Annotated in this window: 21 protein-coding genes; 15 read left to right on the forward strand and 6 right to left on the reverse strand. The window is 49.7% G+C overall.

Annotated elements, in window-relative coordinates; translation table 11 throughout:
* The first annotated feature begins 107 nt into the window (after positions 1-107).
* The 8 genes from ACO0K3_RS19255 to bamC all read left to right on the forward strand — a co-directional run bounded on the left by ACO0K3_RS19255 (position 108) and on the right by bamC (position 8,587).
* Complete coding sequence (locus ACO0K3_RS19255) at positions 108-2,441, forward strand: TonB-dependent receptor plug domain-containing protein (RefSeq protein WP_422987436.1); 2,334 nt, start codon at positions 108-110, stop codon at positions 2,439-2,441.
* A gap of 111 nt (positions 2,442-2,552) precedes the next feature.
* Positions 2,553-3,398, forward strand: coding sequence for a 3',5'-nucleoside bisphosphate phosphatase (locus tag ACO0K3_RS19260; protein WP_422960037.1), 846 nt, complete (start codon positions 2,553-2,555; stop codon positions 3,396-3,398).
* 66 nt (positions 3,399-3,464) lie between these two features.
* Positions 3,465-4,340, forward strand: a complete 876-nt coding sequence (htpX, locus tag ACO0K3_RS19265) for a protease HtpX (protein WP_422958270.1) — start codon at positions 3,465-3,467, stop codon at positions 4,338-4,340.
* A gap of 79 nt (positions 4,341-4,419) precedes the next feature.
* Positions 4,420-5,043: an L-threonylcarbamoyladenylate synthase gene (locus ACO0K3_RS19270; RefSeq protein WP_422987438.1), complete on the forward strand. Its 624-nt coding sequence runs from the start codon at positions 4,420-4,422 to the stop codon at positions 5,041-5,043.
* Positions 5,044-5,081: 38 nt separating this feature from the next.
* Positions 5,082-5,741, forward strand: a complete 660-nt coding sequence (locus ACO0K3_RS19275) for a site-2 protease family protein (protein WP_422987440.1) — start codon at positions 5,082-5,084, stop codon at positions 5,739-5,741.
* A gap of 12 nt (positions 5,742-5,753) precedes the next feature.
* Positions 5,754-6,386, forward strand: coding sequence for a class I SAM-dependent methyltransferase (locus tag ACO0K3_RS19280; RefSeq protein WP_422987442.1), 633 nt, complete (start codon positions 5,754-5,756; stop codon positions 6,384-6,386).
* A 77-nt stretch (positions 6,387-6,463) separates the two neighbouring features.
* The gene (dapA, locus tag ACO0K3_RS19285) at positions 6,464-7,348 is read left to right on the forward strand and encodes a 4-hydroxy-tetrahydrodipicolinate synthase (RefSeq protein WP_422987444.1); all 885 of its coding nucleotides are present in this window, start codon (positions 6,464-6,466) and stop codon (positions 7,346-7,348) included.
* A 78-nt stretch (positions 7,349-7,426) separates the two neighbouring features.
* On the forward strand, positions 7,427-8,587 hold the full coding sequence (gene bamC, locus ACO0K3_RS19290; protein WP_422987446.1) for an outer membrane protein assembly factor BamC: 1,161 nt from the start codon (positions 7,427-7,429) through the stop codon (positions 8,585-8,587).
* Between the two features lie 215 nt (positions 8,588-8,802).
* Here the strand turns inward: bamC and ACO0K3_RS19295 are convergent, their stop codons facing one another.
* Together ACO0K3_RS19295 and ACO0K3_RS19300 are read right to left on the reverse strand one after the other, a co-directional pair.
* Positions 8,803-9,045, reverse strand: a complete 243-nt coding sequence (locus tag ACO0K3_RS19295; protein WP_422960043.1) for a hypothetical protein — start codon at positions 9,043-9,045, stop codon at positions 8,803-8,805.
* A gap of 357 nt (positions 9,046-9,402) precedes the next feature.
* Positions 9,403-10,539, reverse strand: a complete 1,137-nt coding sequence (locus tag ACO0K3_RS19300) for a cupin domain-containing protein (RefSeq protein WP_422960065.1) — start codon at positions 10,537-10,539, stop codon at positions 9,403-9,405.
* Positions 10,540-10,615: 76 nt separating this feature from the next.
* On the opposite strand from ACO0K3_RS19300, the gene ACO0K3_RS19305 reads away from it, so the two are divergent.
* Positions 10,616-11,155, forward strand: coding sequence for an FKBP-type peptidyl-prolyl cis-trans isomerase (locus ACO0K3_RS19305; protein WP_422958262.1), 540 nt, complete (start codon positions 10,616-10,618; stop codon positions 11,153-11,155).
* Between the two features lie 675 nt (positions 11,156-11,830).
* Positions 11,831-13,141, forward strand: coding sequence for an HD-GYP domain-containing protein (locus ACO0K3_RS19310; RefSeq protein WP_422987448.1), 1,311 nt, complete (start codon positions 11,831-11,833; stop codon positions 13,139-13,141).
* A 182-nt stretch (positions 13,142-13,323) separates the two neighbouring features.
* Here ACO0K3_RS19310 and mutS read toward each other — a convergent pair whose 3' ends face one another.
* Positions 13,324-15,972: a DNA mismatch repair protein MutS gene (gene mutS, locus ACO0K3_RS19315; protein ID WP_422987450.1), complete on the reverse strand. Its 2,649-nt coding sequence runs from the start codon at positions 15,970-15,972 to the stop codon at positions 13,324-13,326.
* 281 nt (positions 15,973-16,253) lie between these two features.
* On the reverse strand, positions 16,254-16,913 hold the full coding sequence (locus tag ACO0K3_RS19320) for a TetR/AcrR family transcriptional regulator (protein ID WP_422987452.1): 660 nt from the start codon (positions 16,911-16,913) through the stop codon (positions 16,254-16,256).
* A gap of 140 nt (positions 16,914-17,053) precedes the next feature.
* Between ACO0K3_RS19320 and ACO0K3_RS19325 the strand changes: the two genes are divergently transcribed.
* From ACO0K3_RS19325 to ACO0K3_RS19345, 5 genes are all read left to right on the forward strand, one after another.
* Positions 17,054-18,190: an acyl-CoA dehydrogenase family protein gene (locus tag ACO0K3_RS19325; protein WP_422987454.1), complete on the forward strand. Its 1,137-nt coding sequence runs from the start codon at positions 17,054-17,056 to the stop codon at positions 18,188-18,190.
* 11 nt (positions 18,191-18,201) lie between these two features.
* Positions 18,202-19,407 (forward strand): acetyl-CoA C-acetyltransferase, encoded by a 1,206-nt coding sequence (locus ACO0K3_RS19330; RefSeq protein ID WP_422987456.1) that lies wholly within the window; start codon positions 18,202-18,204, stop codon positions 19,405-19,407.
* 4 nt (positions 19,408-19,411) lie between these two features.
* Positions 19,412-20,239 (forward strand): enoyl-CoA hydratase/isomerase family protein, encoded by an 828-nt coding sequence (locus ACO0K3_RS19335; RefSeq protein ID WP_422987458.1) that lies wholly within the window; start codon positions 19,412-19,414, stop codon positions 20,237-20,239.
* Positions 20,240-20,308: 69 nt separating this feature from the next.
* Positions 20,309-21,436: a CaiB/BaiF CoA transferase family protein gene (locus tag ACO0K3_RS19340; protein ID WP_422987460.1), complete on the forward strand. Its 1,128-nt coding sequence runs from the start codon at positions 20,309-20,311 to the stop codon at positions 21,434-21,436.
* Positions 21,437-21,454: 18 nt separating this feature from the next.
* Positions 21,455-23,152, forward strand: coding sequence for an isovaleryl-CoA dehydrogenase (locus ACO0K3_RS19345; protein WP_422987462.1), 1,698 nt, complete (start codon positions 21,455-21,457; stop codon positions 23,150-23,152).
* Positions 23,153-23,284: 132 nt separating this feature from the next.
* On the opposite strand, the gene ACO0K3_RS19350 is transcribed toward ACO0K3_RS19345, so the two are convergent.
* Positions 23,285-24,700: a DEAD/DEAH box helicase gene (locus tag ACO0K3_RS19350; protein ID WP_422987464.1), complete on the reverse strand. Its 1,416-nt coding sequence runs from the start codon at positions 24,698-24,700 to the stop codon at positions 23,285-23,287.
* Positions 24,701-24,991: 291 nt separating this feature from the next.
* Positions 24,992-25,780 (reverse strand): inositol monophosphatase family protein, encoded by a 789-nt coding sequence (locus ACO0K3_RS19355; protein ID WP_422987484.1) that lies wholly within the window; start codon positions 25,778-25,780, stop codon positions 24,992-24,994.
* Between the last annotated feature and the right edge of the window lie 71 nt (positions 25,781-25,851).

Genomic DNA, 25,851 nt, shown 5'->3' on the forward strand with positions numbered 1-25,851 from the left:
TCTGTGTTTGAAAATACAATGCGGCTACCTCTCCGGCAGTTTCGAACGAGCTGCACTGATGCGTTGCGCAATTGTGCAGGAGTCAAAAAATTCAACACATTTCTATCATGTCCAAAAATGTCTCTGTCGATTTTTCTTTGAAGTTCATGCATCTGGCACTAGCTGGTGTGTTCTCAGCTGGTGTCGCTGCTCCGGAATTAGCTTTGGCGCAAACTGAGTCGGTTAGTCCACCCGAAGAAAAAGCGAAAGATGCCGGCCCGGCAAAACCGTCGACACCAGAAAAAAAAACCAGTATTCAAAATAACGACGCAAATGTTAAGCCCGGCGCTCCGCTGATCAACCAGAATGCAACTCAAAAGGTGACGATTACGGGCGGTCGCCAATCCGACCTTGATGAGCGACGTCAGTCTACGGCAGCAAAAATTATTTTCGGACGTGAAGAACTAGATCGTAATGGGGATTCAAATTTAGGGGAAGTATTGAAGCGCTTGCCAGGCGTGACTATCGGCGGGCGCCCCGGACGTGGCGGTGATATCCGTATGCGTGGCATGGGGAATGGTTACACGCAGATTTTACTTAACGGAGAGAGACCGCCGCGCGGGTTTTCGATGGATTCGCTCTCACCGGATCAGGTCGAGCGTATTGAAATTATTCGCGGACCGGTCGCTGAATTTAGCACGCAGGCGATCGCGGGCACCATCAATATCGTATTGCGTGAAGACTACAAACAAAAAGATGCCGAGATCAAATTCTCAGAAAGTCTGGAGCAGGGACGTTCTGCGCCAAATCTGTCAATTAGTTATCCCGGGCAGATTGGTAATGTGTCCTATGCATTAAGTGGCTCTATTTTTCAGAATCGTCAGCATGATGAAAATCTGACGACAACTTTGGAAAAAAATACGCAAGGCCAGCCAAGTCTGATGCAGACACAGGAGGATGAAACTAACCGTCGTACTCGCGGCATTCAGCTGACGCCGAGATTGAATGTGCGGTTTGATAATGGCGATACGCTTATGTTGCAACCTTTCCTGATGAATTCGCGTAGTGATTCGACGATATCTAGCGTGGTTGATCAGACGCTGACTGATATCAATCATCTTGCTGAATATGCCATGGCAAATACGTCCAGCACGTCAGAAAATTCTTTTTTACGTGGCTTTGGTAACTGGCAGCACAAGTTTGCAGATAATGCCAAACTGAATATGAAATTTGGCGGTGGCATCGGGAAAATGAATAGCTCATCGTTACGTACGGATTACGATACCAGCGGCAAGTTCATTACTGCAATCAGTGATGTCAATGACACGCGAGATAGCAGTATCAATATCGGTGGAAAATATACTCAGCCTTGGGGTGAAAAACATACGCTGGCGGCGGGATGGGATCTGGAGACTAGTCAGCGTGAGCAGATTCGTACATCGGTCGATAGTCAGGGTCGCCCGCAGTTTGCTGAATCTGGCGACAATGTGAATGCAAACACAAGACGTGTTGCGGTCTTTGTACAGGATGAGTTCGATATTAATTCTCAGCTCTCTGCCTATGCCGGTTTGCGCTGGGAAGGCATTCGCACCAGCAGTACCAGTCTCAGCAATGCGGTCAATAATACAAGTAGTGTCTGGAGTCCGGTATTGCATGGTGTCTGGCGTATTCCGGGCGAAAGCAAGGATCAGATACGTGTGAGTTTGACTAATGCGTACCGTGCACCTGGCTTGAATGACCTGATTGCATTGCCATCGATTTCGCCTATCAATAGTCCGACCAGGCCTGATCGTACCGGCAACCCTAATCTGAAGCCGGAATTGTCCAAAGGTATTGATATCGCGTTTGAGCATTATCTGAGTCGTGCGGGAATTATGAGCGCCAATGTTTTCGCCCGCGATATTAACGATCTGATACGCCGTCGCACCTTGTTGGTTAATACCCTGACGGGGCCACGCTGGGTATCGTCCCCGGTCAATATCGGCCATGCAACGACCAAGGGCATAGAGTTGGAAGCAAAATTCCAGTTACAGGAATTTTTCCCGGAGGGTCCTGCAATCGATTTACGCAGCAATTACAGTCGCTTCTGGTCTAGCGTTGACGATATTCAAGGCCCTAATAACCGCCTGGATCAGCAACCTAAGCAAACTGCGAATGTCGGAATCGACTACCGTATGGCGACGTTACCGCTGACTTTTGGTGGTAATGTTAACTGGACGCCAGCCTATGAGATTCAGACAAGTGAGACGCAAATCAACAGCACGGGAATCAAGCGCCAGCTCGATTTTTATAGCCTCTGGAAAATCAATCCGACCACCCAATTACGCTTGTCAGCGAACAATCTGTCCGCCAGTGATTATTTGAGTTCCAGCATCGTCACAACCGGTGGTATTAATCATATGGATAGCAGTGTGGCAAAAACGTATACAACTTGGTCTCTGCGCTTTGAAATTAAGATTTGACCGATACCCATCGGCAATCAGCTGGCGATGGCAGATTGTTGAGTGTGCAGTGCAGCAGAGTCTGATTTGACGGAGTACAATCAAGTCATCCGCACTTTGCCTTGCATAATCATGTCCACCGAATTATTGAATGTTGATCTTCACTGCCACTCCACGATTTCAGATGGTGTACTGGCACCCGCTGAGGTTGCTGCCCGCGCCAAGGCAAACGGTGTGGATGTCTGGGCGTTGACCGATCATGATGAGATCCGCGGTATTCCACAAGCTCGTTCCGCCGCGCTGGATCTGGGTCTGCAGTATGTGACCGGTGTTGAGATATCGATTACCTGGGCGGGTAAAACTATCCATATCGTCGGTTTGAATATCGACGAGAAAAATGAAAACCTGATACGCGGTCTGGCCGAAACCCGCTCTGGTCGTGAGCGTCGCGCTCACGAGATGGCAGCAGGTCTGGCAAAGGCAGGTATTCCAAATGCCTTTCAGGGTGCGTTGACCTATGTGGGTAATCCTGATTTGATTTCGCGTTCACATTTTGCGCGCTATCTGGTTGAAATCGGTGCTTGCGATACCGTGAATGAGGTGTTTAAGAGATATCTGATTGAAGGTAAGCCCGGCTATGTGCCACACCGATGGGCGACACTGGCGGAAGCGGTGAAGTGGATACAAGGTGCCGGTGGTGAGGCTGTGGTTGCCCATCCAGGGCGCTATGAGCTTAGTCCTGTTGCATTTGACGCCTTTTTTAATGAGTTTAAATCTTATGGCGGCTCTGCTATCGAGGTCGTCACCGGCAGTCACACGGTTGATCAGTATGCGGAATATACAAAAATTGCCAGCCGCTATGGGTTTCTAGGGTCGCGCGGTTCGGACTTTCATGGTCCTGACGACGCCGTCGTGGATTTAGGCCAATTGCCGCCACTTTCGTCTACACTCACGCCAGTCTGGTCGAAGTGGATGTAAATCATCTTGAAATTTCCTTATTTCGCCCAATTTATGCGGCGGGTCTAACTTTTTAGGGATGTCCGAATGAAACGTATAGTGCTATTTTTGGCGACCAATCTCGCTGTAATGCTGGTGATGTCGCTAGTTTTGTCGATGCTTGGCGTCAATCGCTATCTGACCGCGAACGGTTTAAATATGGGCACCTTGATGGTGTTCTCGCTGGTTGTCGGTTTCACGGGCGCTATTTTTTCCTTATTAATTAGCAAGCCGATGGCCAAATGGTCTACTGGTGCACGTGTGATCGATGCACCGTCTTCGTCTACCGAGCTATGGCTGGTGAATACCGTCAAAGCGCTGGCTGAACGCGCCGGTATCGGCATGCCTGAGGTTGCCGTCTACGATGGTGAAGCAAATGCATTCGCGACGGGCGCATTTAAGAATTCTGCGCTAGTTGCTGTCTCTACCGGCTTGCTGGAGAGTATGACGAAGGAAGAAGTCGAAGCTGTCTTGGGGCATGAAGTTGCTCACATTGCGAATGGCGACATGGTCACGATGGCGCTGATTCAAGGTGTGGTGAATACCTTTGTCGTGTTTCTGGCGCGGGTTGTCGGTTATGCGATTGATAAAGCGGTGTTCCGCAATGGCGACGACGACCGGCCAGGTATTGGTTACATGATTACGGTATTCGTTTGCGAGATTGTGTTTGGTATTGCTGCCTCAGTGATCGTTGCCTGGTTCTCGCGTCAGCGTGAGTTTCGTGCCGATGCAGGATCAGCAAAACTACTGGGCAATCAGTTACCGATGATTCACGCGCTGGCTCGTTTAGGCGGTATGCAGCCGGGTGAGTTACCAAAGTCGATGGCGGCGGCCGGTATCAGTGATAAAGCTGGCTGGAGCGCCTTGTTTTCTACGCATCCACCGATGGAGCAACGGATTGCGGCTCTACAAAATCTTAAATAAACACATTTATTCATAAAATGGCGGTAGCAGGGATGTCCCGCTACCGCCTTTCTACTTTTATCGTCATTACTAATCGCTGATGAGCCAATTTTTTCAACTGCATCCTGATAACCCGCAACTAAGGTTGATCAAGCAAGCTGCCCAGATTATTCATCAGGGCGGTATCGTGGCATTGCCTACAGATTCTTGCTATGCACTGGTATGTCACCTTGATGACAAAGACGCCGTCACACGTTTGCGACGCATCCGTGCTGTGGATGAGAAGCATCACCTGACTTTGTTGTGCCGGGATTTGTCAGAAATCGCTTTGTATGCCAAGGTCGATAACCGTCAATACCGCATGCTTAAAGCGGCGACGCCAGGTGCATTTACTGTGATTCTGGAAGCGACGAAAGAAGTTCCACGTCGGCTGAGCCATCCTTCGCGTAAGACCATAGGTTTGCGAGTTCCAGAAAATCGCATTACTCACGCATTGTTAGAGGAGCTGGGACAGGCTTTGCTAGGAACCACTTTAATCTTGCCGAACGAGGACGAGCCTCTGACAGATCCTGAAGTCATCCGTGAAAAACTGGAAAAACAAGTGGACCTGATCATAGACGGCGGTGCCTGCAGCCTGATTCCTACCACGGTCATCGATATGACAGATGATGTGCCTGTGCTGATCAGGCAGGGTAGGGGTGACGCAACTTTGTTCGGTTTGTAATCCTGAGCTCTTTGAATTTTAGATAATGAAAAACCAATATGAATGAATTAATTCAAACCGTTGCTGTGTATGCCTTGCCGGTGATTTTTGCAATCACTTTGCATGAAGCTGCGCATGCTTTCGCGGCTAAATTTTTTGGTGACACGACGGCCTACAGTCAGGGGCGAATGACGCTAAATCCAATTAGCCATATCGATCCTTTCGGTACCATTATTATTCCTGCGGTTTTATATATTGCAACGGGCGGTGCATTTTTATTTGGTTATGCCAAACCGGTTCCTGTGAATTTCGCTAATTTGCGAAAACCAAAACAAGATATGGCATGGGTTGCCTTGGCTGGGCCTGCCGCAAATTTTGCAATGGCATTCTTGTGGATGTTATTGGCAATTTTTTTACAGGTTTCAGATGTCAGCGAGGATTTTTTTGTTCGCATGGCCAATGCCGGTATTTTGACGAACCTGGTGATGTTTGCCTTTAATCTCTTTCCTATTCCACCTCTGGATGGTGGTCGAATTCTGGTGAGTTTATTGCCTTATAAGCTGGCATATAAATTCGCACAAATTGAGCAATACGGGTTTTTCATCGTGATGGCGTTGGTGATGTTGCACGTGCTGCAATTTTGGATGGTTCCCGTCATGTGGTTAGCAGAAACGCTGCTTTATCTCATGATGTCGCCAATCCGGCTTTTACTTAGCTGATCCTTGATCAATATGTCTTCGACTATCAATGTACCGCATACCGGACCCGATACCTCAGCCTGGGTGCGTCGCTTCGCATCTCTGATACCCAAAAATGCTGGCCCTGTATTGGATCTGGCCTGCGGCGGCGGCCGGCATACTCAACTGATGCTGGCTGCCGGATACGAGGTCTGGGCCGTGGATAGAGAGGCGCAGTTGCTTTCGCCACTTGCCAAGCTTGGCGCGCGGACTTTTCTGCTTGACCTGGAGGCCGATACAACAGTCTGGCCATTTGGGCGACATCAGTTTGCAGGCGTCATCGTGACTAATTATCTGCATCGGCCACTTTTTTCGCATTTGAAAATGGCTGTGGCAGAAGGTGGCATATTGATTTATGAAACCTTTGGTGACGGTAATGCGAGTTTTGGCCGGCCGCGTAATCCAGATTTTTTGCTACGACCCGGTGAACTTTTACAGCAATTCGGGTCTGACATAAGCCTTGGTCAACAAAATCAGGTGATTGCATATGAGCATGGCTATGTTGAACACCCGCACCCGGCAATAGTGCAGAGAATCTGTGTACGCAATATGTCGGGTATATCGGAGATGTCTGATGTGTCGGACGGCATGATGAATAATCTGTCTGATTCTCTGAATCGGATTTGACGTCATTTTCAAGCGATTCCTGCCCATAGTGATGCCCTATCCGCTACAATCAAGGTTTTACTTTTTCACGCATTAACATGACAACGATACAGGGTAGTCTGGTTGCAATTGTGACCCCCATGCACGCCGACGGCAGTCTCGATCTGCCATGTCTGCGCAAACTGATTGACTGGCATATCGCCGAGGGCACTGATGGCATCGTGATCGTCGGTACCACGGGTGAGTCGCCTACGGTGTCGGTAGAAGAGCATTGCGAATTGATTCGCGTGGCCGTCGAACACACTAATAAACGTATTCCCATCATCGCCGGATCTGGCGGCAATTCAACGGCAGAAGCAATTGCGCTGACTAAATTCGCCAAGGAAATTGGCGCAGATGCATCTTTGCAAGTAGTGCCTTACTACAATCGTCCTACGCAAGAGGGCATGTATCAGCACTTTAAGAAAATTGCGGAATCGGTTGATATTCCTGTGATTCTGTATAACGTGCCAGGCCGTACCGTTGCCGATATGAGCAATGAGACAATTCTGCGTCTGGCGCAAGTCCCTGGCATTATTGGTGTCAAAGAGGCTTCAGGTAATATCGCTCGCGATACGGACTTGATTCGTCTGGCACCAGCATCGTTTGCTGTGTACTCTGGTGACGACGCGACGGCAATGGCGTTGATGTTCTGCGGCGGTAAGGGCAATATTTCTGTAACAGCCAATGTGGCTCCTCGTGCAATGCATGAGTTGTGCGTTGCCGCGATGCGCGGTGATATCGCAACGGCAGTGGCAATCAACAATCGTATGCTGCCTTTGCACAATAAATTGTTTATCGAGCCAAATCCTTTGCCTGTGAAATGGGCAATGCAAGAGATGGGTCTGATACCAAGTGGTATCCGCTTGCCTTTGGTGCCTATGTCAGAGCAGTATCATGATGTAGTTCGCACTGCTTTACGCGAGTCAGGTGTATTACAATAGCGTCGCTTGGGCGGGTATCTGATTCCCGCCTATGTTTTTATGTACATTTAATTGATTACAAATCGTAGGGACTTTCACATGGCAAAAAGCTTTGTTGCTAAAAATGGGATCATCAGTGCATTAGCACTGGCTGGTGTAATCAGCTTAAGTGCTTGTACGTCAATTGGTAATATTCTTGAGCCAAATAAGATCGACTATAAAAGTGCGAGCAAAGCTGCCACAGTATCTCTGGAAGTTCCACCTGATCTGACGCAAATTCGTCGTGATAATCGTTTTGCCGTCCCTAACAGTAATCAAGGTAGTGCTACTGCCTCAAGCTATAACCTGCAAAAAGGGAATGTTGCCGCCACTTCGGGCGCTTCTGCCATTGCGCCCCTGCAAGTGAAGTCCATGCGCATTGAGCGTGATGGTTCTCAGCGCTGGTTGCTGGTGAATCAAACACCTGAGGTTCTATGGCCGCAGATCAAGGATTTTTGGCAGGAGTTAGGTTTCCTGATCAATATTGAATCTCAAGAGTCCGGCGTGATGGAGACGGATTGGGCCGAGAACCGCGCCAAAATTCCACAAGATATTATCCGCAATACCTTAGGTAAGGTGCTAGATTCTCTGTATTCGACTGGTGAGCGCGATAAATTCCGCACGCGTCTCGAACGCAATGCCAAAGGCGAAGTCGAAATTTACATCAGCCATCGTGGCGCACAAGAGGTGTTAGTCGGTAACCAGAAAGAGGGTACTGTCTGGACGCCGCGTGCGAACGATAGCGGTCTTGAAGCAGAATTTTTGTCTCGTTTGATGGTGCGCCTGGGGGCGGATGCTGAGCAGGCTAAAGTTGCTGCCGCGTCTCCAACGCAATTGAAGATTCGTGCCAAGCTGTTGAAGGCCGATAACGTGTCTTATGTTGAAACAGATGAAGGTTTTGACCGCTCATGGCGTCGCGTAGGCCTTGCACTGGATCGTATTGGATTCACCGTCGAAGACCGTGATCGTTCACAAGGTCTCTACTACGTTCGCTACATCGATCAGGACATCGATGCGAAAACTAAAGGTGCGAGCGAAGGCTTCTTCTCGAAATTATTCTCGTTTGGCTCTAGTGATCCAAAGAATGCACAAAAGTATCGTATTCTGGTTTCTGGCAAAGGCGAGGTTAGTCATGTCAGTATCTACGGCACAGATGGTAAGGTTGAGATTTCTGCAACTGCTGACAAGATTCTGCAATTGCTGAATGAGCAATTGAAATAAGGTATTTCACATTAAAAAATGCGACTCATTGAGTCGCATTTTTTTTGCCTGTTATGTTTTAGAAGACAATCTGAGAAGTGATCTGGAGAGTAATCTAAATACCTCTTTTTACCCGAGAAAATAATATTACCGTGATGCAAATTTATTAAGGCGGCTGGTAAAAAGGGCGAAAAAAAACCGACTCGAAAGCCGGTTTTTTTCAAGCAATAAAAAAATTACTTGGAAGCAGATGCGGAAGCTGCTGCTGGAGCGGAAGCTGCTGGAGCTGCGCCAGATGCTGCTGCTGCATCAGCTGCTGGAGCTGGTGCTGCTGCTGGAGCTTCAGCAGGAGCAGAAGCTGCTACTGGAGCTGGTGCAGCTACGGAAGCTGCTGCAGAAGCTGCTGGAGCTTCTTCTTTTTTACCGCAAGCTGCCAAAGCAACTGCCAACAGGGAAACGAGCAAGAGTGATTTTTTCATGTTTATACTTTCAATAAATAGATCAAAAAAATAAGATCAGAATTTTGCGATGAATAATTACCGGTAATTATCGCTCTATAGGTTTATTCGAGGGCTTATTGCCCAAATAGGCAGGTCGGCCCCTACGAAAGTTTCCTAACCCAGAATTATAATGATTTTTCCATTAATGGAATAGGGAAAGAGTCATTTTTATACGGATTTTCCGTAATATTTACCAACAAAAACAATTTTTTATTGGCAATACTCATGTATTAGTTAAATTACAGCGAGTTTTTTTAAAAAATCATGCAATTTAACTAATTTCATGAGGCTAATTTTTGCAAATAGTTGTAAATATTTGGAGGCAAGAAAAATGCTTTATGAATTCAGATTCAGCCAGCCATCCTCATACCAAAGGCATAAGGCTTCCATAACATCATCTGAGACTTGTGCGACATCTGCACCGTCCAGTTTTCTTTGATTCGCCAGTTTTAACAAGCTTACTTTATCGTCTTTACCGATCGCAAAAGACTCTCCGTTCACGAAGACATGCTTACCTTTGTAGAGCATCTGGGTTTTTAGTGACAAAGAAACGCCGTTTTTTTGCGCGGCTTGGGTGAAGCGTTTCGGCGTCAATGGTTTTTCTGGTGAATTAAAGAATACGCTGGATTTTGGCGTGCTCAGATACTCACCGATAAAAATGGTAATGTCTTCCTCGGTAAAGCGAATTTTTGCCAATTGTTCGGCAATCGTATCGACCATTGCCGTGCTGATTTCGGCAGGGCGTAAACTTGCCTTGAGATCTGGATCGGCATAGCGGCCAGGCAGATCAATCGAATCAGACATGAATTGCAGAAACGACTCGCCAAACTCTTGATAAGACGGTGCGCGGAAGCCAATCGAGTAAGTCATGCACTCACCGATCGCGACGCCGTCATGCGCGTATTGCGGCGGCAGGTACAGCATATCGCCAGGTTCGAGTACAAATTCTTGTTCCGGCTTGAAATTACGTAAGATCTTGAGCGGCATTCCCTCGATCAGCGATAAATCTTTTTGCGCACCGATTTTCCAGCGTCGCTGACCGTGTGCCTGTAACAGGAATACGTCATATGAATCGAAGTGCGGGCCAACGCCACCGCCGTCTTCTGCATAACTGATCATGAGATCATCAAGGCGGGTATCGGCGATGAAGTTGAACTGGCGCAGCAACTCATCGGCGACCGGATTGTGCAAGTTCACGCCTTGTACCAGCAAGGTCCAGTCTTTTTTTTCCTTTACCGGCAATTGCTGGAAAGGGCCGTTTTTCATTTCCCAGTGTTTGTCAAAAAAGCAGATCAGGCGGGACTCGACATCCTCCTGTGCTGCCATGTCGAACAAGGCATCCTTCTTGATTGGTGCGCTGAAGCCGGGAATTGCCTGGCGTATCAGCAGGGGTTTCTTGTGCCAATACTCGCTAAGGAACTGGTCGGCGGTGATGTTGCCCAAGAGAGGCAGTTTTGTAGATAAATTTTTCATGTCGGCATTATAGGCGTGGCGTACTCAACTAGCCAGACGGGTATAATTCGTCTGCACATTATTTTTAAGGAATATCATGAAGATTGTCAAAAATACAGTTGTTACTGTTAACTATAAACTGTCGGATGCGCAAGACAATCTGATCGAAGAAGGTCAACAGCCAATGGTGTATTTGCACGGTGGCTACGAAAATACCTTGCCTAAGATCGAAGAAGCATTGGATGGCAAAGAAGTTGGCTACAAAACGATTTTGCAGGTTGAGCCAGATGACGCGTTTGGTGAATACGACGCAGAGCTGGTGAAAGTTGAGCCACGTAATCGCCTACCAAATCCACTGGAAGTGGGTATGCAGTTCGAAGGCATGCAGGATGGTGAAGATGAGGACGACGCTCTGATCTTTACAGTGACGGATATTACAGACGACAAAGTCGTTTTGGATGGCAATCACCCGTTGGCAGGTATGGCATTGCGCTTTGATTTAACTGTGGTAGAAGTCCGCGCTGCAAGCGACGAAGAAATCGAACATGGTCACGTGCATGGCGCACACGGTCACCATCATGGTGAAGACGATGAAGATGATGCCGGCGATGAATATCGCAGCCATCCGATTCACTAATGATGCCGGGCAGGTAGATATATCTGTTGATAAGCTGATGTAGTGACAAATCTTGTTCAGGCAAGGTGGAATGAAAAACCGCAAAGTTCATCTTTGCGGTTTTTTTATGCGAGTTTGTCACCTGGCGCAGGATTTTTGCAGCTTCCTTCGGTTATTGGCTGAGGATGAATTTTTACGACGTAACAGTTTATTTAGTTACTTAATTTTATTGCATGGGACTGAATTTGAAGGCATTCATTTATGTAGGTGAGTGAAATAAATGGGCAGATAAATGGACTAATAAATTAGTCATAGGGGGAGTATATTTAAGTCCACCTTTTAAAATAAGCGGGTTAGGTATGTTTTGTAGATATTTTGAGGGAGTATATGATTTTTAGTGGATGGTAATGGATTTTTTATAGAAACCGATTCGGAGTAAATTAATTACTAAAGTCATTGTGAGGCATGCGTTAGTGGGGCAGCTAGCTAGCTCGCTTGAGTTCGTCTTGTGGGAATATATGAGACTACGTAGAGACTAAATAAAAGATTTTTCGTGATTAAAAAATAGTTGTGCTACATCACATCTTGGTCTGATTCGCCGTACTATATTCACTTGATAATAAAAACGCTGTATCGCAAAAAAATCTGACGTAATTAGCTGCGTTAAGCGAAACCCCTCATTTGCCTGGAGACAGCATGCTGAAAAAAATCCCAGTCGCCCAACTAAAGACTGGTATGTATTTGCAGTCGCTTTGTGGCTCATGGATTGATCATCCGTTTTGGCGCTCCAAATTTGTTATCAAGGAACAAGATGATATTCGTCTGATTATCGACAGTGGTATTTCTGAGGTATGGATTAATCTCGATAAAGGTAATGATGTCGTCTCGTCAGGCGAACACAAGCGCACTACCTCAGCCCTGCAGGCTGGACTCGAATTTCAGTCCGAATCTCAGCCCAAACCTCAGCCCAAACCTCAGTTCGAAGCACATCTGGAATTACAGGATGCATCGCCGGATATCGAGCCAGTCAACATTGTCCGCGCAGAGCGTCCAAAACCTGCATTGATTGCTGATGAGATTCAGCGAGCTGAAAAAATCTGTGATCGCTCAAAAAATGCGGTGATGTCCATGTTCCAGGAAGTCCGCATGGGCAAAGCGATATCCGTCGATCTGGCTGGTGACGTGGTTCAGGAAATATCGCTTTCAGTAATGCGTAATCCCGGAGCGCTGATTAGTCTGGCTCGCCTGAAGACAGCCGATGATTACACGTACATGCATTCCGTCGCGGTATGCGCTTTAATGGTTGCCGTTTCGCAGCAACTGAATCTGGATGACGATCAGACTCGTGAAGCCGGCATGGCGGGTTTGTTGCATGATCTTGGTAAGGCGCTGATGCCAACCGAGGTGCTGAATAAGCCCGGCAGATTGACGGTTGAGGAGTTCGACATTATGAAGAGTCATCCCGAAGAGGGACATCGACTCTTGCTGGAGAGTGGTTCTGTCGGACGTATTCCGCTTGATGTCTGTCTGCATCACCACGAAAGAGTTGATGGCAGTGGCTATCCGCATGGACTAAAAGGACGTGAGATTTCTATTTTTGCAAAGATGGGGGCGGTCTGCGATGTGTATGATGCGATTACATCGAATCGACCATACAAAGCAGGGTGGGAGCCTATAGAGTCAATTAAAAAAATGAGCGAGTGGAGTGCTGCTCAATATGAAAAAGATGTCTTTCACGCTTTTATCAATAGTGTCGGTATTTATCCGATTGGTTCCTTGGTGCGTTTGTCATCAGGACGTCTCGGAGTCGTGCTTGAACAGTCGGCAACCTCGCTGGTTGCCCCCAAGGTAAAAGTATTTTTTTCGACAAAATCGAATGTCCATATTCCTCCGGAAATTATCGACCTTTCACGCTCGACGATGGACCGCAATGCCGAACAGATCGTCGGTCATGAAGATCCCGCAAAATGGGCTTTTAAGAATTTTGATCAGATGTGGGCAGGCTAGAGTTTGTTAAGCATGCAACCGGAAGTGAGGACTTTATCTGGAAATGAGACAAGGCGATTCTCGCAAAAAAACCACGCCAGAAGCGCCACTCCGATTTGAATGCCAACTTGAATAACAACGAGCTTAATCACACTTGACGGCCCTTAACAGGCCTTGGATGCGATAAGCCCTTTGTCTTTGCCTTATGATGAGTGATGTGATTTGTAAAGCTGCTTCAACCCATACAATGCATCCAGGGCTTCCCGTGGGCTCATGGCATCAGGATCGAGTTCACTGATCGCATTGAATAATTCACTTGGCGGTTCGGTACTACTGTCTGGTTCGAACTCATCAGCCAGCTCTGTCGGCGCATTGGCGCTGAACAGGTCAAATTGTGGTGAGGCTTGCAGTGAATGCGCCTCTAGTTCCGCCAGATGTTTGCGCGCAGCCTTAATGACACCTTGCGGAATACCGGCGAGTTGCGCGACTTGCAGACCATAACTTTGTGATGCCGGACCAGCCTGAACGGCATGTAGGAATACGATATTTTCTTTGTGCTCAATCGCGGACAGGTGCACGTTTTCTGCGCTTGAATGAATGTCAGGTAACTGTGTCAATTCAAAGTAATGCGTCGCAAACAAGGTGTAGCTTTTCGAAATAAGAATTAAGTGTCGTGCAATGGCCCAGGCCAATGCCAGTCCGTCGAATGTCGAGGTGCCACGACCAACTTCGTCCATTAATACCAGTGAATTTTCTGTCGCGCCGTTCAGGATGGCCGCAGATTCAGTCATCTCGACCATGAAGGTGGAGCGTCCGCCTGCCAGATCATCAGCGGCGCCGATCCTGGTAAAGATACGGTCGATGGGGCCAATCATGGCCTCGGTTGCCGGTACATAGCTCCCGACATAGGCCAGTAGGGTAATCAGTGCCACCTGACGCATAAAGGTCGATTTACCGCCCATGTTCGGACCGGTGATCAGGAGTAATTTGCGTTCGCTGGAGAGCTGGCAGTCGTTCGCGATAAAGCGTTCAATCTGGTTCTCCACCACGGGATGGCGTCCCTGGGTAATGTGCAGCATAGGTTCATCTACCAGCTCGGGCGCACACCAGTTATTTTTTGTCGCATGATTCGCCAGGCTGACCAGAGTGTCGAGCTGCGCAATGGCATGAGCGATCGCTTGCAAGGTCGTGATGTGCGGCAGCAGATCTTGCAACAGTTTTTCATATAAAACTTTTTCTCTGACCAGGGCACGCTCCTGTGCTGACAGCGCTTTATCTTCAAAGGCTTTGAGTTCTGGCGTGATGTAGCGCTCAGCATTTTTCAGCGTCTGGCGGCGGCGATAATTGTCCGGTACTTTATCGGTCTGTCCGTTCGTGACTTCAATATAGAAGCCATGTACTTTGTTGTATTCGACACGTAAATTCGCGATGCCGGTGCGTGCGCGCTCTGAGGTTTCCAGATCGATTAAAAATTGCCCGGCGTTCTCTGACAGTGCGCGCAGCTCATCAAGCTCCGCGTCAAAGCCAGTCGCCATTACGCCGCCATCGCGCACCATTGTTGCGGGTTGCAGCATCAGGCTGCGCTCGAGCAAATCCAGACATTCTGTCGGTGTCGCCAGATCCGTCAGCACTTTGGTCAGCAGATTGGTATGGTTATCGGCGATACACATCGAGACATACGAGCGTACCGTTGGCAGATGCTGCAGGCCATCACGCAGACCGGCCAGATCACGTGGTCGCGCCGATTGTAGTGCGATACGTGTTGTAATCCGCTCGATATCCGGAACGGAAGTCAATGTAGTAGAAAGTCCCGCCGTAGAGTCGGCTTGTATCAGTGCCTTGATCGCATCATGACGTGATCGCGCAACCAATTGATCCCGGCGTGCATGATGGAGCCAGTGTCGCAGCAAACGTGAGCCCATCGCGGTGCGGCAATGATCGAGCAAGGAAAAGAGTGTTGGTGATTCTTGTCCGCGTAAAGTCTCGGTCAATTCCAGATTGCGTCGTGTCGCCGTATCGAGACCGATGAATTCATTTTCGTTTTCAACTGTCAGCGTGTTGATATGCTTTAGGCCGCGACCTTGTGTCGCTTCGGCATAGCGCAATAAAGCACCGGATGCACCAATTGCCGCGGTCAGATTTTCTGCGCCAAAGCCTGTCAGCGAAGCGGTCGCTAATTGATCTTGTAAGGATTTCTGACCTTGTTTTAAATCGAAGTGCCAATCAGGCACCTCAGAGAATTTTCCAGGTAAACTGGCTTGATACGATTCCAGTAACAAGCTGCCGGCAGACACTAAGACCTCAGCAGGCGAGATGCGTTCCAGCTCTTGTTGCAGGCGCTGCGGCAAGGATTTTTCGTCGCAGCTGAATTCCATAAGCTTGAGTGCACCGCTCGCTAAAGATAACCAGGACAGTCCTGCCGTGACGATCTTGCGCTGTTGTAAAAGGCATAGCGCCAGCAGAGGGCGTTCAGATTTTTCTGGCAGCAAATCAGTATCGGTCAGAGTGCCTGGCGTAATCACACGCATGACCTTGCGCTCTACTGGACCTTTACTGGTTGCAGGGTCGCCAATTTGCTCGCAAATCGCAGCGGATTCCCCCAGTTTTACCAGCTTTGCCAGGTAAGGTTCTAATGAATGAAATGGCACACCCGCCATTTTGATCGGTGCACCATTCGAGGTGCCGCGTTGAGTTAAGGTAATCCCTAGCAGACGCGTGACTTTTTCCGCATCCTCAAAAAACAGTTCATAAAAATCCCCCATTCTATAAAAAACCAATGTGGTCGGATGGTCGGCTTTGATGCGTAAATATTGCTGCATCATTGGGGTGTGGCTGTTTTCTGCTGCTTTCATAAAACCTTAATTTTCTTGATTCGGTAGTTTCGGTACTGGTGCGATGCTGGACTGCGCTTCATTTCAGGCTGCTGCGCATTGATCTACCCTGTGTGAATTGTAGATAAATTATTTACGTGATCAGAATCTGCACTGTCAGAAGAAATTACTCACATGGGGCATTACATACCAATCATGCAGCGATGCAGCCATAGGCAGTACGCGGGGTCAGAACATTATCATAGACGAATATCGCAGTCTATGGCGCAGAGATGGGAGATCGTTATCTGGAGTGCGGGTGGCTATGTGTCTGGATTGATTTCTGGTGCAAAAGCCAGATGAACTATCGCTGCACGCGCCGCTGTTTTTAAACCCGTTAATTCTTTGTGCTGAGGTCGTGAGGTCGCCAGATATAAGGTCAGTCCTTGCAGTTGCGCGACCATCAGGGCGCCGCGCAGCTCGCATTGTTCTGGCGCGAGAGTGGGCATGCGGTTGCGGATTAGATTGCGAAATACTTTGCGTGAGCGTGTCAGCATCTGATCAAGGATGCCTGCGGCGAAGGTGTGCCGGTAAGCCAACGCCCATAATTCTGACAGCATGCCACTCGATTCCGGTGTGCTGATGTCATCCAGAAAATAATCAATTAAGGCTTCAAACTGATGTTGATCAAGATTGCTTGACTGACTGCCTGAGGGGGCGAACAGATCAACTGCGGCCTGATAGTCTTGCAGTGTCTGTGATAGCAGCGCTTCGATTAAGTTATCTTTGCTGGGATAGTAATGCTGCACCGTCGACAGGTTGACGCCAACTTTGGTGGCGACGGCACGCATCGACAGACCCGCATATCCGTCATTCGCAAAAATCGTCCGTGTCGCCTCCAGAATCGCCCGAGCACGTTCGTAACCCTTACCTGTGGTTTCTGATTCCTTGTTGCGTAGCGGGCTGGTGCGGCTGGAGCTCATCCGTTTTTTTTGGGGAATTATGGTGGTTTAGTCAGGTAAGTCGCCGGATTATGGCATTCATTGACAAATGGGTCAATTGACCTATAGACTCGATTCATGTAGCCGATCACCAAAATAAAAACTAATTCCGGGAGCAAAACATGATTCCACGTACGCTTTTTGGCGACGATCACCAATTATTTCGCGATACCGTCCGGCGCTTTATGGAGACCGAGGTCGCGCCGCATCACGCACGCTGGGATGAACAAGGCTTTGTCGACCGGGATCTGTGGCGTAAAGCAGGTGCTGCCGGATTGCTATGTCCCAGTATGCCTGAGCAATATGGGGGCTCTGGTGTCGATATTCTGTTCAGCGTGATTTTGATGGAGGAGCAATTCAGGATTGGTGCCTTGGGGCCGGGCTTTGGTTTGCACTCGGAGATTGTTGCGCCTTATCTGTTGCATCACGGGAGTGAGTATCTGAAGTCGACGTATCTGCCGAGGCTCGCAACTGGCGAAATGATCGGTGCGATTGCGATGACTGAGCCGGGTGCAGGTTCGGATCTGCAAGGAATTAAAACGAGTGCGCTGCGAGAAGGGGAGCACTATATTTTGAACGGGTCAAAAACCTTCATCACAAATGGCTGGCATTGCGATCTGGTGATCGTCGTTGCGAAGACCGATCCTGATGCAGGCTCCAGAGGGATCAGCTTGTTGGTGGTCGATACGTCAATGCCCGGTTTTACTAAAGGCAAGCGACTGCACAAAATGGGTATGAGCGCACAAGATACCTCGGAACTGTTTTTCGATCAGGTTCGTGTGCCTGCGCAGAATCTGTTGGGCGAGGAGGGACGTGGCTTCGCTTATCTGATGCAGGAGCTTCCCTGGGAGCGTTTACAAATCGCCTTGACCGGTGTCGCTGCTGCTCAGGCGGCTCTGGAGTGGACCATCCAGTACACTCGCGACCGTAAAGCGTTTGGCAAATCCGTGATCGACTTCCAGACGGTGTCGCATAAGCTGGCGGAAATGAAAACCGAAATCGCCGTAGGGCAGGTATTCATCGATCGCTGCATAGAGCTAAAACTCGCGAACCGCCTCGATGCCGAGACGGCGTCTATGGCGAAATACTGGGCAACGGAAATGCAATTCAACGTCATGGATCAATGTGTCCAGTTGCATGGCGGTTATGGCTATATGCATGAATATCCCATTGCGCGGGCTTGGGCAGATGCACGGGTGCAGCGGATCTATGGCGGGACTAATGAGATCATGAAAGAGCTGATCAGCCGCACACTTTGATAGGACAGTATATGGATGCGTTTATTTATGATGCCTTGCGGACGCCGCGTGGCAAAGGGAAAAAAGAGGGTGCTTTGCATGGTGTTACGCCGCTCGAATTGGCTGCAACACCCTTACGCGCTTTGCGTGAGCGTCACCATCTGGATACCGGATTGATTGACGATGTGGTGCTCGGTTGTGTCACGCCGGTAGGGGAGCAAGGAGCATGTATTGCCCGTCTGGCCGTTCTCGCAGCGGATTATCACGAGAGCGTATCGGGTGTGCAGATCAATCGCTTTTGTGCTTCTGGCCTGGAGGCGGTGAACATGGCGGCGGCGCAGGTAATGTCAGGCCAGAGCGCATTGTCTGTCGGTGGTGGCGTCGAGGCGATGTCACGTGTCGCTATGGGTAGTGATGGCGGCGCCTGGCCAGTTGATCCGCAAGCAGCGATAAAAAATTATTTTGTACCGCAAGGTATTTCTGCGGACGCGATTGCAACGCAATCAGGGTACTCGCGCAAGGATGTGGATGCTTATGCGGTCGACAGCCACCGCCGTGCTGCGGTTGCAGCGCAAGCGGGTTGGTTTGGGCGGTCGATTGTGCCGGTGATGGATATCAATGGTCTGATCATGTTAGATAAAGATGAAACGATACGTCCGCAAACCACGCTGGAGTCGCTGGCCGCTTTACGTCCATCATTTGCTGATATGGGGGAGCGATGGGGTTTTGATGCGGTGATAGGTCAGCGTTATCCCGATCTGGGTGAAGTACAGCATGTGCATCATGCCGGCAACAGTTCTGGCATTGTCGATGGCGCAGCGGTCGTGTTGATCGGCAATCGTGCTATCGCGGAACTTACTGGCATGATACCAAGAGCGCGTATCCGCTCGTTCGCCACCATCGGGTCAGAACCGTCGATCATGCTGACAGGCCCGAGCTATGCCGCAGAAAAAGCACTGAAACGCGCAGGCATGAGCGCAAAGGATATTGATTTGTTTGAACTCAATGAGGCTTTCGCAGCGGTTGTTTTGCGCTTTATGGAAGTCATGTCTGTACCGCACGATAAGATGAATGTGAATGGCGGTGCGATTGCGATGGGACATCCGCTAGGCGCAACCGGGGCGATGATACTGGGCTCCTTGCTGGATGAACTGGAAAGACGTGATCTATCGACCGGGCTGGCCACCTTATGTGTCGGTGCCGGGATGGGCATTGCTACGATTATTGAGCGGGTGTAAGAAGATGACCACGATATTGAGTCTCGATGCGCAAGGTATCGCCACTATGAATTTCGATCAGACCTTTCGACCTCAGATAGATGATCTGCTTCTGGTTTTAGACGAAGCGATCAATGACGATGATGTGAAAGGGCTTTTGTTGTTAGCGTCTAATAGTAATTTTATTGCAGATGAAAAAAATATAGATGAAGACAACGTAGCCAAACTATTTGCAAGAATGCTTGAGCGTCACCGCGTGTTGCGCCGGTTAGAGACTTGCGGTAAACCGGTCGCCATTGCCTTGTCCGGCGGCGCTGTGGGTGTATCTTTGGAGCTGGCCTTGGTTGCGCATTATCGCGTTGCTTCTGACGTGGTAACGGCTCAGTTTGGTATCAGCCCAAATTCTCCGGGGCGCATGCCGGGATCTGGCGGGGCGCAACGTTTGCCTCGTCTGATCGGCATACAAAATGCCTTATCCATGCTTCTCGACAATAAAAAAATAAACGTAGCAGAAGCCCTGGCGCAACAGCTCGTACATGCACTGGCACCAGCAGGCAGTGAGTCGAATGAGGCGCGACTATGGCTGCTCAGCAAGCTGGTCCAGGCAAGCGTGATACAACAAAGCTGGGATGTAAAAGGATATAAAGTACCGGGTGGTGCCGTGTCCAGTCCGGCGATACAGCAATTATTGATGATCAGTAACGCGATGCTGCGGGCAAGAAGTCATGCACACAATCATGTGTTGGATAAAGTCTCCGTCAATACTTTGTCGAGTGTGTACGAGGGATTGATGACCGATATCGACACAGGTTTAAAAACAGAAGCACGTTACTTTGTTAACGCGATAACGTGAATTCATTAGAGTTTTGAAGCGATATCAATTGTCTGAAAAATTATCTGAGATTGTTATGAAGGGATAAGGATGGCAGTTCTTTCTGGTGTGCGGGTGATCGAGATTGCGGGCATTGGCCCCGCCCCTTTTTGCGGCATGTTGCTGGCAGATATGGGCGCCGAAGTCATTCTCGTTGAGCGCAAGACGAGTAAACCTGGTGATCCGCTGGATCTCGCTGAGAATGCCATCGTAAACCGCGGCAAGCGCTCGCTGGCACTGGATCTGAAAGATCCGCAGGCGCTCAAGGCGTTACTGCACCTGATTACCAGTGCTGACGCTTTAATTGAGGGCATGCGCCCCGGCGTCATGGAGCGTCTGGGTCTTGGTCCGGAGGCCTGCCATGCTATCAATCCTAAACTCGTATATGGCCGGATGACAGGCTGGGGACAAGACGGGCCGCTGGCACAAGCAGCGGGACATGACCTCAACTACATCGCCTTATCCGGTGCTCTCTGGTACGCCGGTGCTGCTGGAACTCCACCCTTAGCACCACCTACTTTGGTCGGAGACATCGGCGGAGGCGCTTTGTATCTGGCGATGGGCGTATTGGCAGGCTTATTAAGCGCACGCGCCACAGGGTGCGGTCAGGTTGTGGATGCGGCGATTGTCGATGGTAGTGCCAACATGATGAATCTGCTGTTGTCGTTGCATGCTGCGGGACATCAACCATATGAGCGTGGTCAGGGTTTGCTGGACGGACCGCACTGGTATGGCAGTTACACATGTGCTGATGGCGGATGGATTACGATCGGCGCACTGGAGCCACCGTTTTATCAGATACTGATGAGTCGACTTGGACTGGGTGAGGCGCCTGAGTTTAAAAACCCTTATGACCGGCAACAATGGCCGTCGTTGCGTGCTCGTTTAACGATGGTCTTCGTGAGTCAGCCGCGGAAATATTGGATCGACTTGCTGGAGGGGAGTGACGCTTGTTTTGCACCCGTGCTAACACCGGCGGAGGCGATGACTCATCCCCATATCGCGGCACGGGGTATCTATGCACGGCATGAAGGGATACTTCAGGCGGCTCCCGCGCCACGGTTTTCTGATTCGGCAAATGTCATTCCCGGTAAGGTGGTAAAGCGCGGAGCGGATAGCGCAGTACTGTTACGTGAAGCGGGATTGAGTGCGGAAGAGATTGCACAATTATTGAAATGAATCCGCGTGGTGGATGACATGTCTGAAAAAGTAAAGCGCATGAATGAATTTGACTCCTATGGTGCCGTGACGCATGAGGTGAGCAATCAGCCGCAAGATCTGCTTGATTACAATTTATTCACGACAGATATTGCGTTGCAAGAAGCGGTGACGCGTGAAGGCGCAGCGTGGGCAACGGATGAGCTCGATCGTTTTGGCGCTGAATCCGGTCGTGCCGATTATCTGGCACTAGGGCAGCTTGCGAATAAATATATCCCTGAGTTTGATACGCATGATCATCACGGTCATCGGGTAGATGTTGTGCGCTTTCACCCTGCGTATCACCAGCTAATGCAAAAAGCCATTGGCGAGGGCTTGCATGCCTCTCCCTGGTTGCATCCGCAAGCAGGTGCACATGTTGCCCGCGCCGCCCGTTTTTACATGCAATCACAAGTTGAGGCCGGGCATGGTTGTCCCGTCACGATGACGTTCGCAGCAATCCCTTGCTTGCAAGCGCAGCCGGATCTGGCAGCGCAATGGCTGCCAAAAATTATGTCGTTGGAATACGATCCGCGCAATATTCCGGCTGCGCAAAAGAAGGGCTTGACGATCGGTATGGCAATGACTGAGAAGCAGGGCGGCTCTGATGTGCGGGCGAATACGACGCGCGCTATTCCTGTTGCTGCTGGCTCCGATGCTGATGGTGGACAAGCATATGAATTGACGGGGCATAAATATTTTGTGTCAGCGCCGATGAGCGACGCGTTTCTTGTGCTGGCGCAAGCGCCCGGAGGTTTGTCGTGTTTTCTGTTGCCGCGCTGGCGACCTGACGGCAGCAAAAACCCATTGCAGATCCAGCGTTTGAAAAAGAAGATGGGTAATGTCTCGAACGCATCGAGTGAAACAGAATTGCGGGGCGCGTTGGCCTGGATGGTGGGCAAGGAGGGGCGGGGTGTCGCTACGATTATCGAAATGGTGGCGATGACGCGTTTCGATTGCATGATCGGGTCTTCTGCTGGCATGCGCGCCGCGCTGAATCAGGCTTTGCATCATTGCCGTCAGCGTAAAACTTTCGGTACTTTATTGACTGATCAGCCGTTAATGCAAAACGTGCTTGCCGATCTGGCGCTGGAGTCAGAAGCGGCGCTGGCATTGACGATGCGGATGGCTCGCGCGATCGATAATCGAAACCAGCGAACTCAGCCCTCAGAAGATTTGCTGCTGCGTCTGGGAACGGCAATCGGTAAATACTGGATTTGTAAACGCACGCCTCAACATGCTTATGAAGCCATGGAATGTATCGGCGGCAGCGGCGTGATGGAGGAGACGGTCATGCCGCGACTGTATCGTGAGGCGCCTGTCAACGCGATCTGGGAAGGCAGCGGGAACGTGCAGTGTCTCGATGTTTTACGTGCGATCAGCAAAACGCCGGAGGTATTGCCAGTATTTTTTGCCGAATTGGATAAAGCGAAAACGCAGCACATCGTTTTTGACCGGTATGTGGAACAGCTTAAAATGGCGTTACGTGATACCACGGATCTTGAGTACCGTGCGCGTGATCTGGTCGACAGAATGGCGCTCGCCTTGCAGGCAGCACAACTGTTAATGTCAGCACCTGTCTTTGTGTCAGATGCGTTTTGTCGTTCAAGATTGGATAGTCAGGGGCATCATCAATATGGCGCGTTGCCGCGCCATATTGATGTGAAGAGCATTATTGAGAGAGCGATGCCTGAATGAGGTCTAAATCGTGCCTAGACGTTCTCAGGTGATAACGGAGTACATCTTATTAATCGCTACGAGATAGATTCTTTGGATGCTTTGGATTAATTGGGCCAGACATCATTCTCTCTGAAGATACATCAGAATGGCTTATGCGCCGCCACGACCGCCTGAGCGACGTGGTGTGGATTGCTTGACGACCGGGCGTGATGGGTGACGTGCATCACCGCTACGTTGAGCGGGTTTGCCTGCTGCACCTGCGCTACTGCTATTACCACCACCGCCGCCACCACTGCGTGCAGGAGAGTTTTGACGTGGACGGTTGCCACCACCATTGCCACCGTTACCGCCGCCGCTGCCATTGCCACGCGGTTGCCCCTGAAAGCTACGCAATTGGATTGGCTGTGCCTTGGCATGCGGATCAGGAATAAAGCCGTCGATGATCTCTTGCGGTAATTGACGCTTGATCAGTTTTTCGATGTCGGCCAGAAGTTTGAATTCATCTACGCAAACCAGCGATACGGCTTCACCAGTTGCGCCGGCACGGCCGGTACGGCCGATACGATGCACATAGTCTTCCGGTACGTTCGGCAAATCATAATTGACGACGTGCGGCAATTGATCAATGTCGATGCCGCGTGCAGCGATATCGGTTGCGACTAAGACAGTCAGGCTACCATCTTTAAATTCGCTCAGGGCTTTGGTGCGTGCCGACTGGCTCTTGTTGCCATGAATCGCCATGCCATTGATGCCGTCTTTAGCGAGTTGTTCGACCAGCTTGTTGGCACCATGTTTGGTACGCGTAAAGACCAGTACCTGATTCCATTGATGCGTTTTGATCAAGTGGGCGAGCAGGGGATGTTTTTTATCGCGGTCGACTGGATGAACTTTTTGGGCAATCACTTCTACCGTTGAGTTGCGGCGCGCCACTTCGATCATCGCCGGATTATTCAACAGGCGATCCGCGAGTGTTTTGATCTCATCAGAAAAAGTCGCTGAGAACAGCAGGTTTTGACGTTTTGGCGGCAAAATCGCGAGGACTTTTTTGATGTCGTGAATGAAACCCATGTCCAGCATGCGGTCGGCTTCGTCTAGTACCAGGATTTCAATATTGCGTAAATCGATCGTGCCTTGCTGATGATGATCAAGCAAACGACCCGGTGTCGCGACCAGAATATCAACCCCGTTTTTGAGCAGCTTGATTTGTGGGTTAATGCCGACGCCGCCGAAAATGACACCTGAATTCAGATTCGTATATTTGCCATAAGTACTGACACTTTCTTCGACCTGTGCAGCCAGTTCACGTGTCGGCGTCAGCACCAGTGTGCGAATAGGGCGACGGTCGGTTTTGTTTTTTGGTGTCGTCGCGGAGGTCGATAAGCGCTGCAAAATCGGCAGCGTGAACCCCGCTGTTTTGCCAGTGCCTGTCTGCGCACCAGCGAGTAAGTCGCCACCGCTGATGACAGCAGGAATCGCTTGCTTTTGAATCGGAGTCGGGGTGGTATAACCTTGCTCGGTCACAGCACGAACAATATTCTCGGACAAACCGAGTTCTGAAAATGACATAATTTATTTCTACTTAACTTCTACTTGATGACCATGCAGTGCAGATTTTTCTGTACTGCATGTTAAATACTCGGGTGGAGTATTATTTAAAGGCCTAATAAAACAGTGCCGAATCAGGGGTGTTTTTAACTATACTCCCCACTCGGCTTGCATTCTTTAGACGGGCGATACGGTGCGATATTACGGTATAAATTGATACATCGATAAGCTGATGTGGTCGCTTTATGGCGTTTATTAAAGCGTCCTAGTCTCTCTTGGTTGTTTTGCAATCAAGAGGGACCGGTTACATATTTATTTGCCGGCAAAGGCTTGCAGAGCGCCGACCATTTGGGCAAATACTTTTGGTGTGCCAGCCAGAACGTCACCTTTGTGCAGGTAGTTGCCATCGCCAGAAAAATTACCGACGATGCCGCCAGCCTCGGTGATCAGCAATGAACCTGCTGCGATATCCCAGGGGGCCAGGCCCTTTTCAAAGAAGCCGTCGAGGCGACCCATTGCGACATAGGCGAGATCCAGAGCTGCAGCACCCGGTCTTCTCAAGCCCTGACATTTGGTCGTCATGATTTTGAACATTTCCATGTATTCATCCAGACCGGATAAGTCGCGTGCAGGGAAGCCTGTGCCGATCAGTGCATCAGCAATTTTGTCGCAACGGGTAACGCGGATACGTTTGTCGTTCAAGAAAGCGCCAGCGCCTTTGCTGGCAGTGAACATTTCATTGCGGGTAGGATCGTAGACCACGGCTTGCGTAATCACGCCACGTTGTTGCAGCGCGATGGATACGCAGTATTGTGGGAAGCCGTGAATAAAATTAGTTGTGCCGTCAAGTGGATCGATGATCCAGACATTGTCGTTGTCGTCGTGAAGATTGGCGGAAGCCCCGGACTCTTCTGCCAGAATCGCGTGATCCGGATAGGCAGTTGTCAGCACCTCAATAATCGCTGCTTCGGCAGCACGGTCGACTTCAGTCACAAAATCATTGTATTGTTTTTCCGTGACCTGGACGCGGTCGAGGTCAAAAGATGCGCGGTTAATGATAGTCGCGCCACGACGAGCGGCCTTGATAGCCGTATTGAGCATTGGGTGCATAAGGGTTTCCGTTAAAATGGCGGCATTATCGGTGCAGACATCGAAACCGGTATCTGCAAAAA

The sequence above is a fragment of the Undibacterium sp. Rencai35W genome (assembly GCF_049340185.1).
Classification (GTDB): domain Bacteria; phylum Pseudomonadota; class Gammaproteobacteria; order Burkholderiales; family Burkholderiaceae_D; genus Undibacterium.

Bases quoted from the DNA above. Each gene is read 5' to 3' on its own strand.
- ACO0K3_RS19255 (WP_422987436.1), top strand. From the start codon at position 108: ATGTCCAAAAATGTCTCTGTCGATTTTTCTTTGAAGTTCATGCATCTG.
- ACO0K3_RS19260 (WP_422960037.1), top strand. From the start codon at position 2,553: ATGTCCACCGAATTATTGAATGTTGATCTTCACTGCCACTCCACGATT.
- htpX (WP_422958270.1), top strand. From the start codon at position 3,465: ATGAAACGTATAGTGCTATTTTTGGCGACCAATCTCGCTGTAATGCTG.
- ACO0K3_RS19270 (WP_422987438.1), top strand. From the start codon at position 4,420: ATGAGCCAATTTTTTCAACTGCATCCTGATAACCCGCAACTAAGGTTG.
- ACO0K3_RS19275 (WP_422987440.1), top strand. From the start codon at position 5,082: ATGAATGAATTAATTCAAACCGTTGCTGTGTATGCCTTGCCGGTGATT.
- ACO0K3_RS19280 (WP_422987442.1), top strand. From the start codon at position 5,754: ATGTCTTCGACTATCAATGTACCGCATACCGGACCCGATACCTCAGCC.
- dapA (WP_422987444.1), top strand. From the start codon at position 6,464: ATGACAACGATACAGGGTAGTCTGGTTGCAATTGTGACCCCCATGCAC.
- bamC (WP_422987446.1), top strand. From the start codon at position 7,427: ATGGCAAAAAGCTTTGTTGCTAAAAATGGGATCATCAGTGCATTAGCA.
- ACO0K3_RS19295 (WP_422960043.1), bottom strand. From the start codon at position 9,045: ATGAAAAAATCACTCTTGCTCGTTTCCCTGTTGGCAGTTGCTTTGGCA.
- ACO0K3_RS19300 (WP_422960065.1), bottom strand. From the start codon at position 10,539: ATGAAAAATTTATCTACAAAACTGCCTCTCTTGGGCAACATCACCGCC.
- ACO0K3_RS19305 (WP_422958262.1), top strand. From the start codon at position 10,616: ATGAAGATTGTCAAAAATACAGTTGTTACTGTTAACTATAAACTGTCG.
- ACO0K3_RS19310 (WP_422987448.1), top strand. From the start codon at position 11,831: ATGCTGAAAAAAATCCCAGTCGCCCAACTAAAGACTGGTATGTATTTG.
- mutS (WP_422987450.1), bottom strand. From the start codon at position 15,972: ATGAAAGCAGCAGAAAACAGCCACACCCCAATGATGCAGCAATATTTA.
- ACO0K3_RS19320 (WP_422987452.1), bottom strand. From the start codon at position 16,913: ATGAGCTCCAGCCGCACCAGCCCGCTACGCAACAAGGAATCAGAAACC.
- ACO0K3_RS19325 (WP_422987454.1), top strand. From the start codon at position 17,054: ATGATTCCACGTACGCTTTTTGGCGACGATCACCAATTATTTCGCGAT.
- ACO0K3_RS19330 (WP_422987456.1), top strand. From the start codon at position 18,202: ATGGATGCGTTTATTTATGATGCCTTGCGGACGCCGCGTGGCAAAGGG.
- ACO0K3_RS19335 (WP_422987458.1), top strand. From the start codon at position 19,412: ATGACCACGATATTGAGTCTCGATGCGCAAGGTATCGCCACTATGAAT.
- ACO0K3_RS19340 (WP_422987460.1), top strand. From the start codon at position 20,309: ATGGCAGTTCTTTCTGGTGTGCGGGTGATCGAGATTGCGGGCATTGGC.
- ACO0K3_RS19345 (WP_422987462.1), top strand. From the start codon at position 21,455: ATGTCTGAAAAAGTAAAGCGCATGAATGAATTTGACTCCTATGGTGCC.
- ACO0K3_RS19350 (WP_422987464.1), bottom strand. From the start codon at position 24,700: ATGTCATTTTCAGAACTCGGTTTGTCCGAGAATATTGTTCGTGCTGTG.
- ACO0K3_RS19355 (WP_422987484.1), bottom strand. From the start codon at position 25,780: ATGCTCAATACGGCTATCAAGGCCGCTCGTCGTGGCGCGACTATCATT.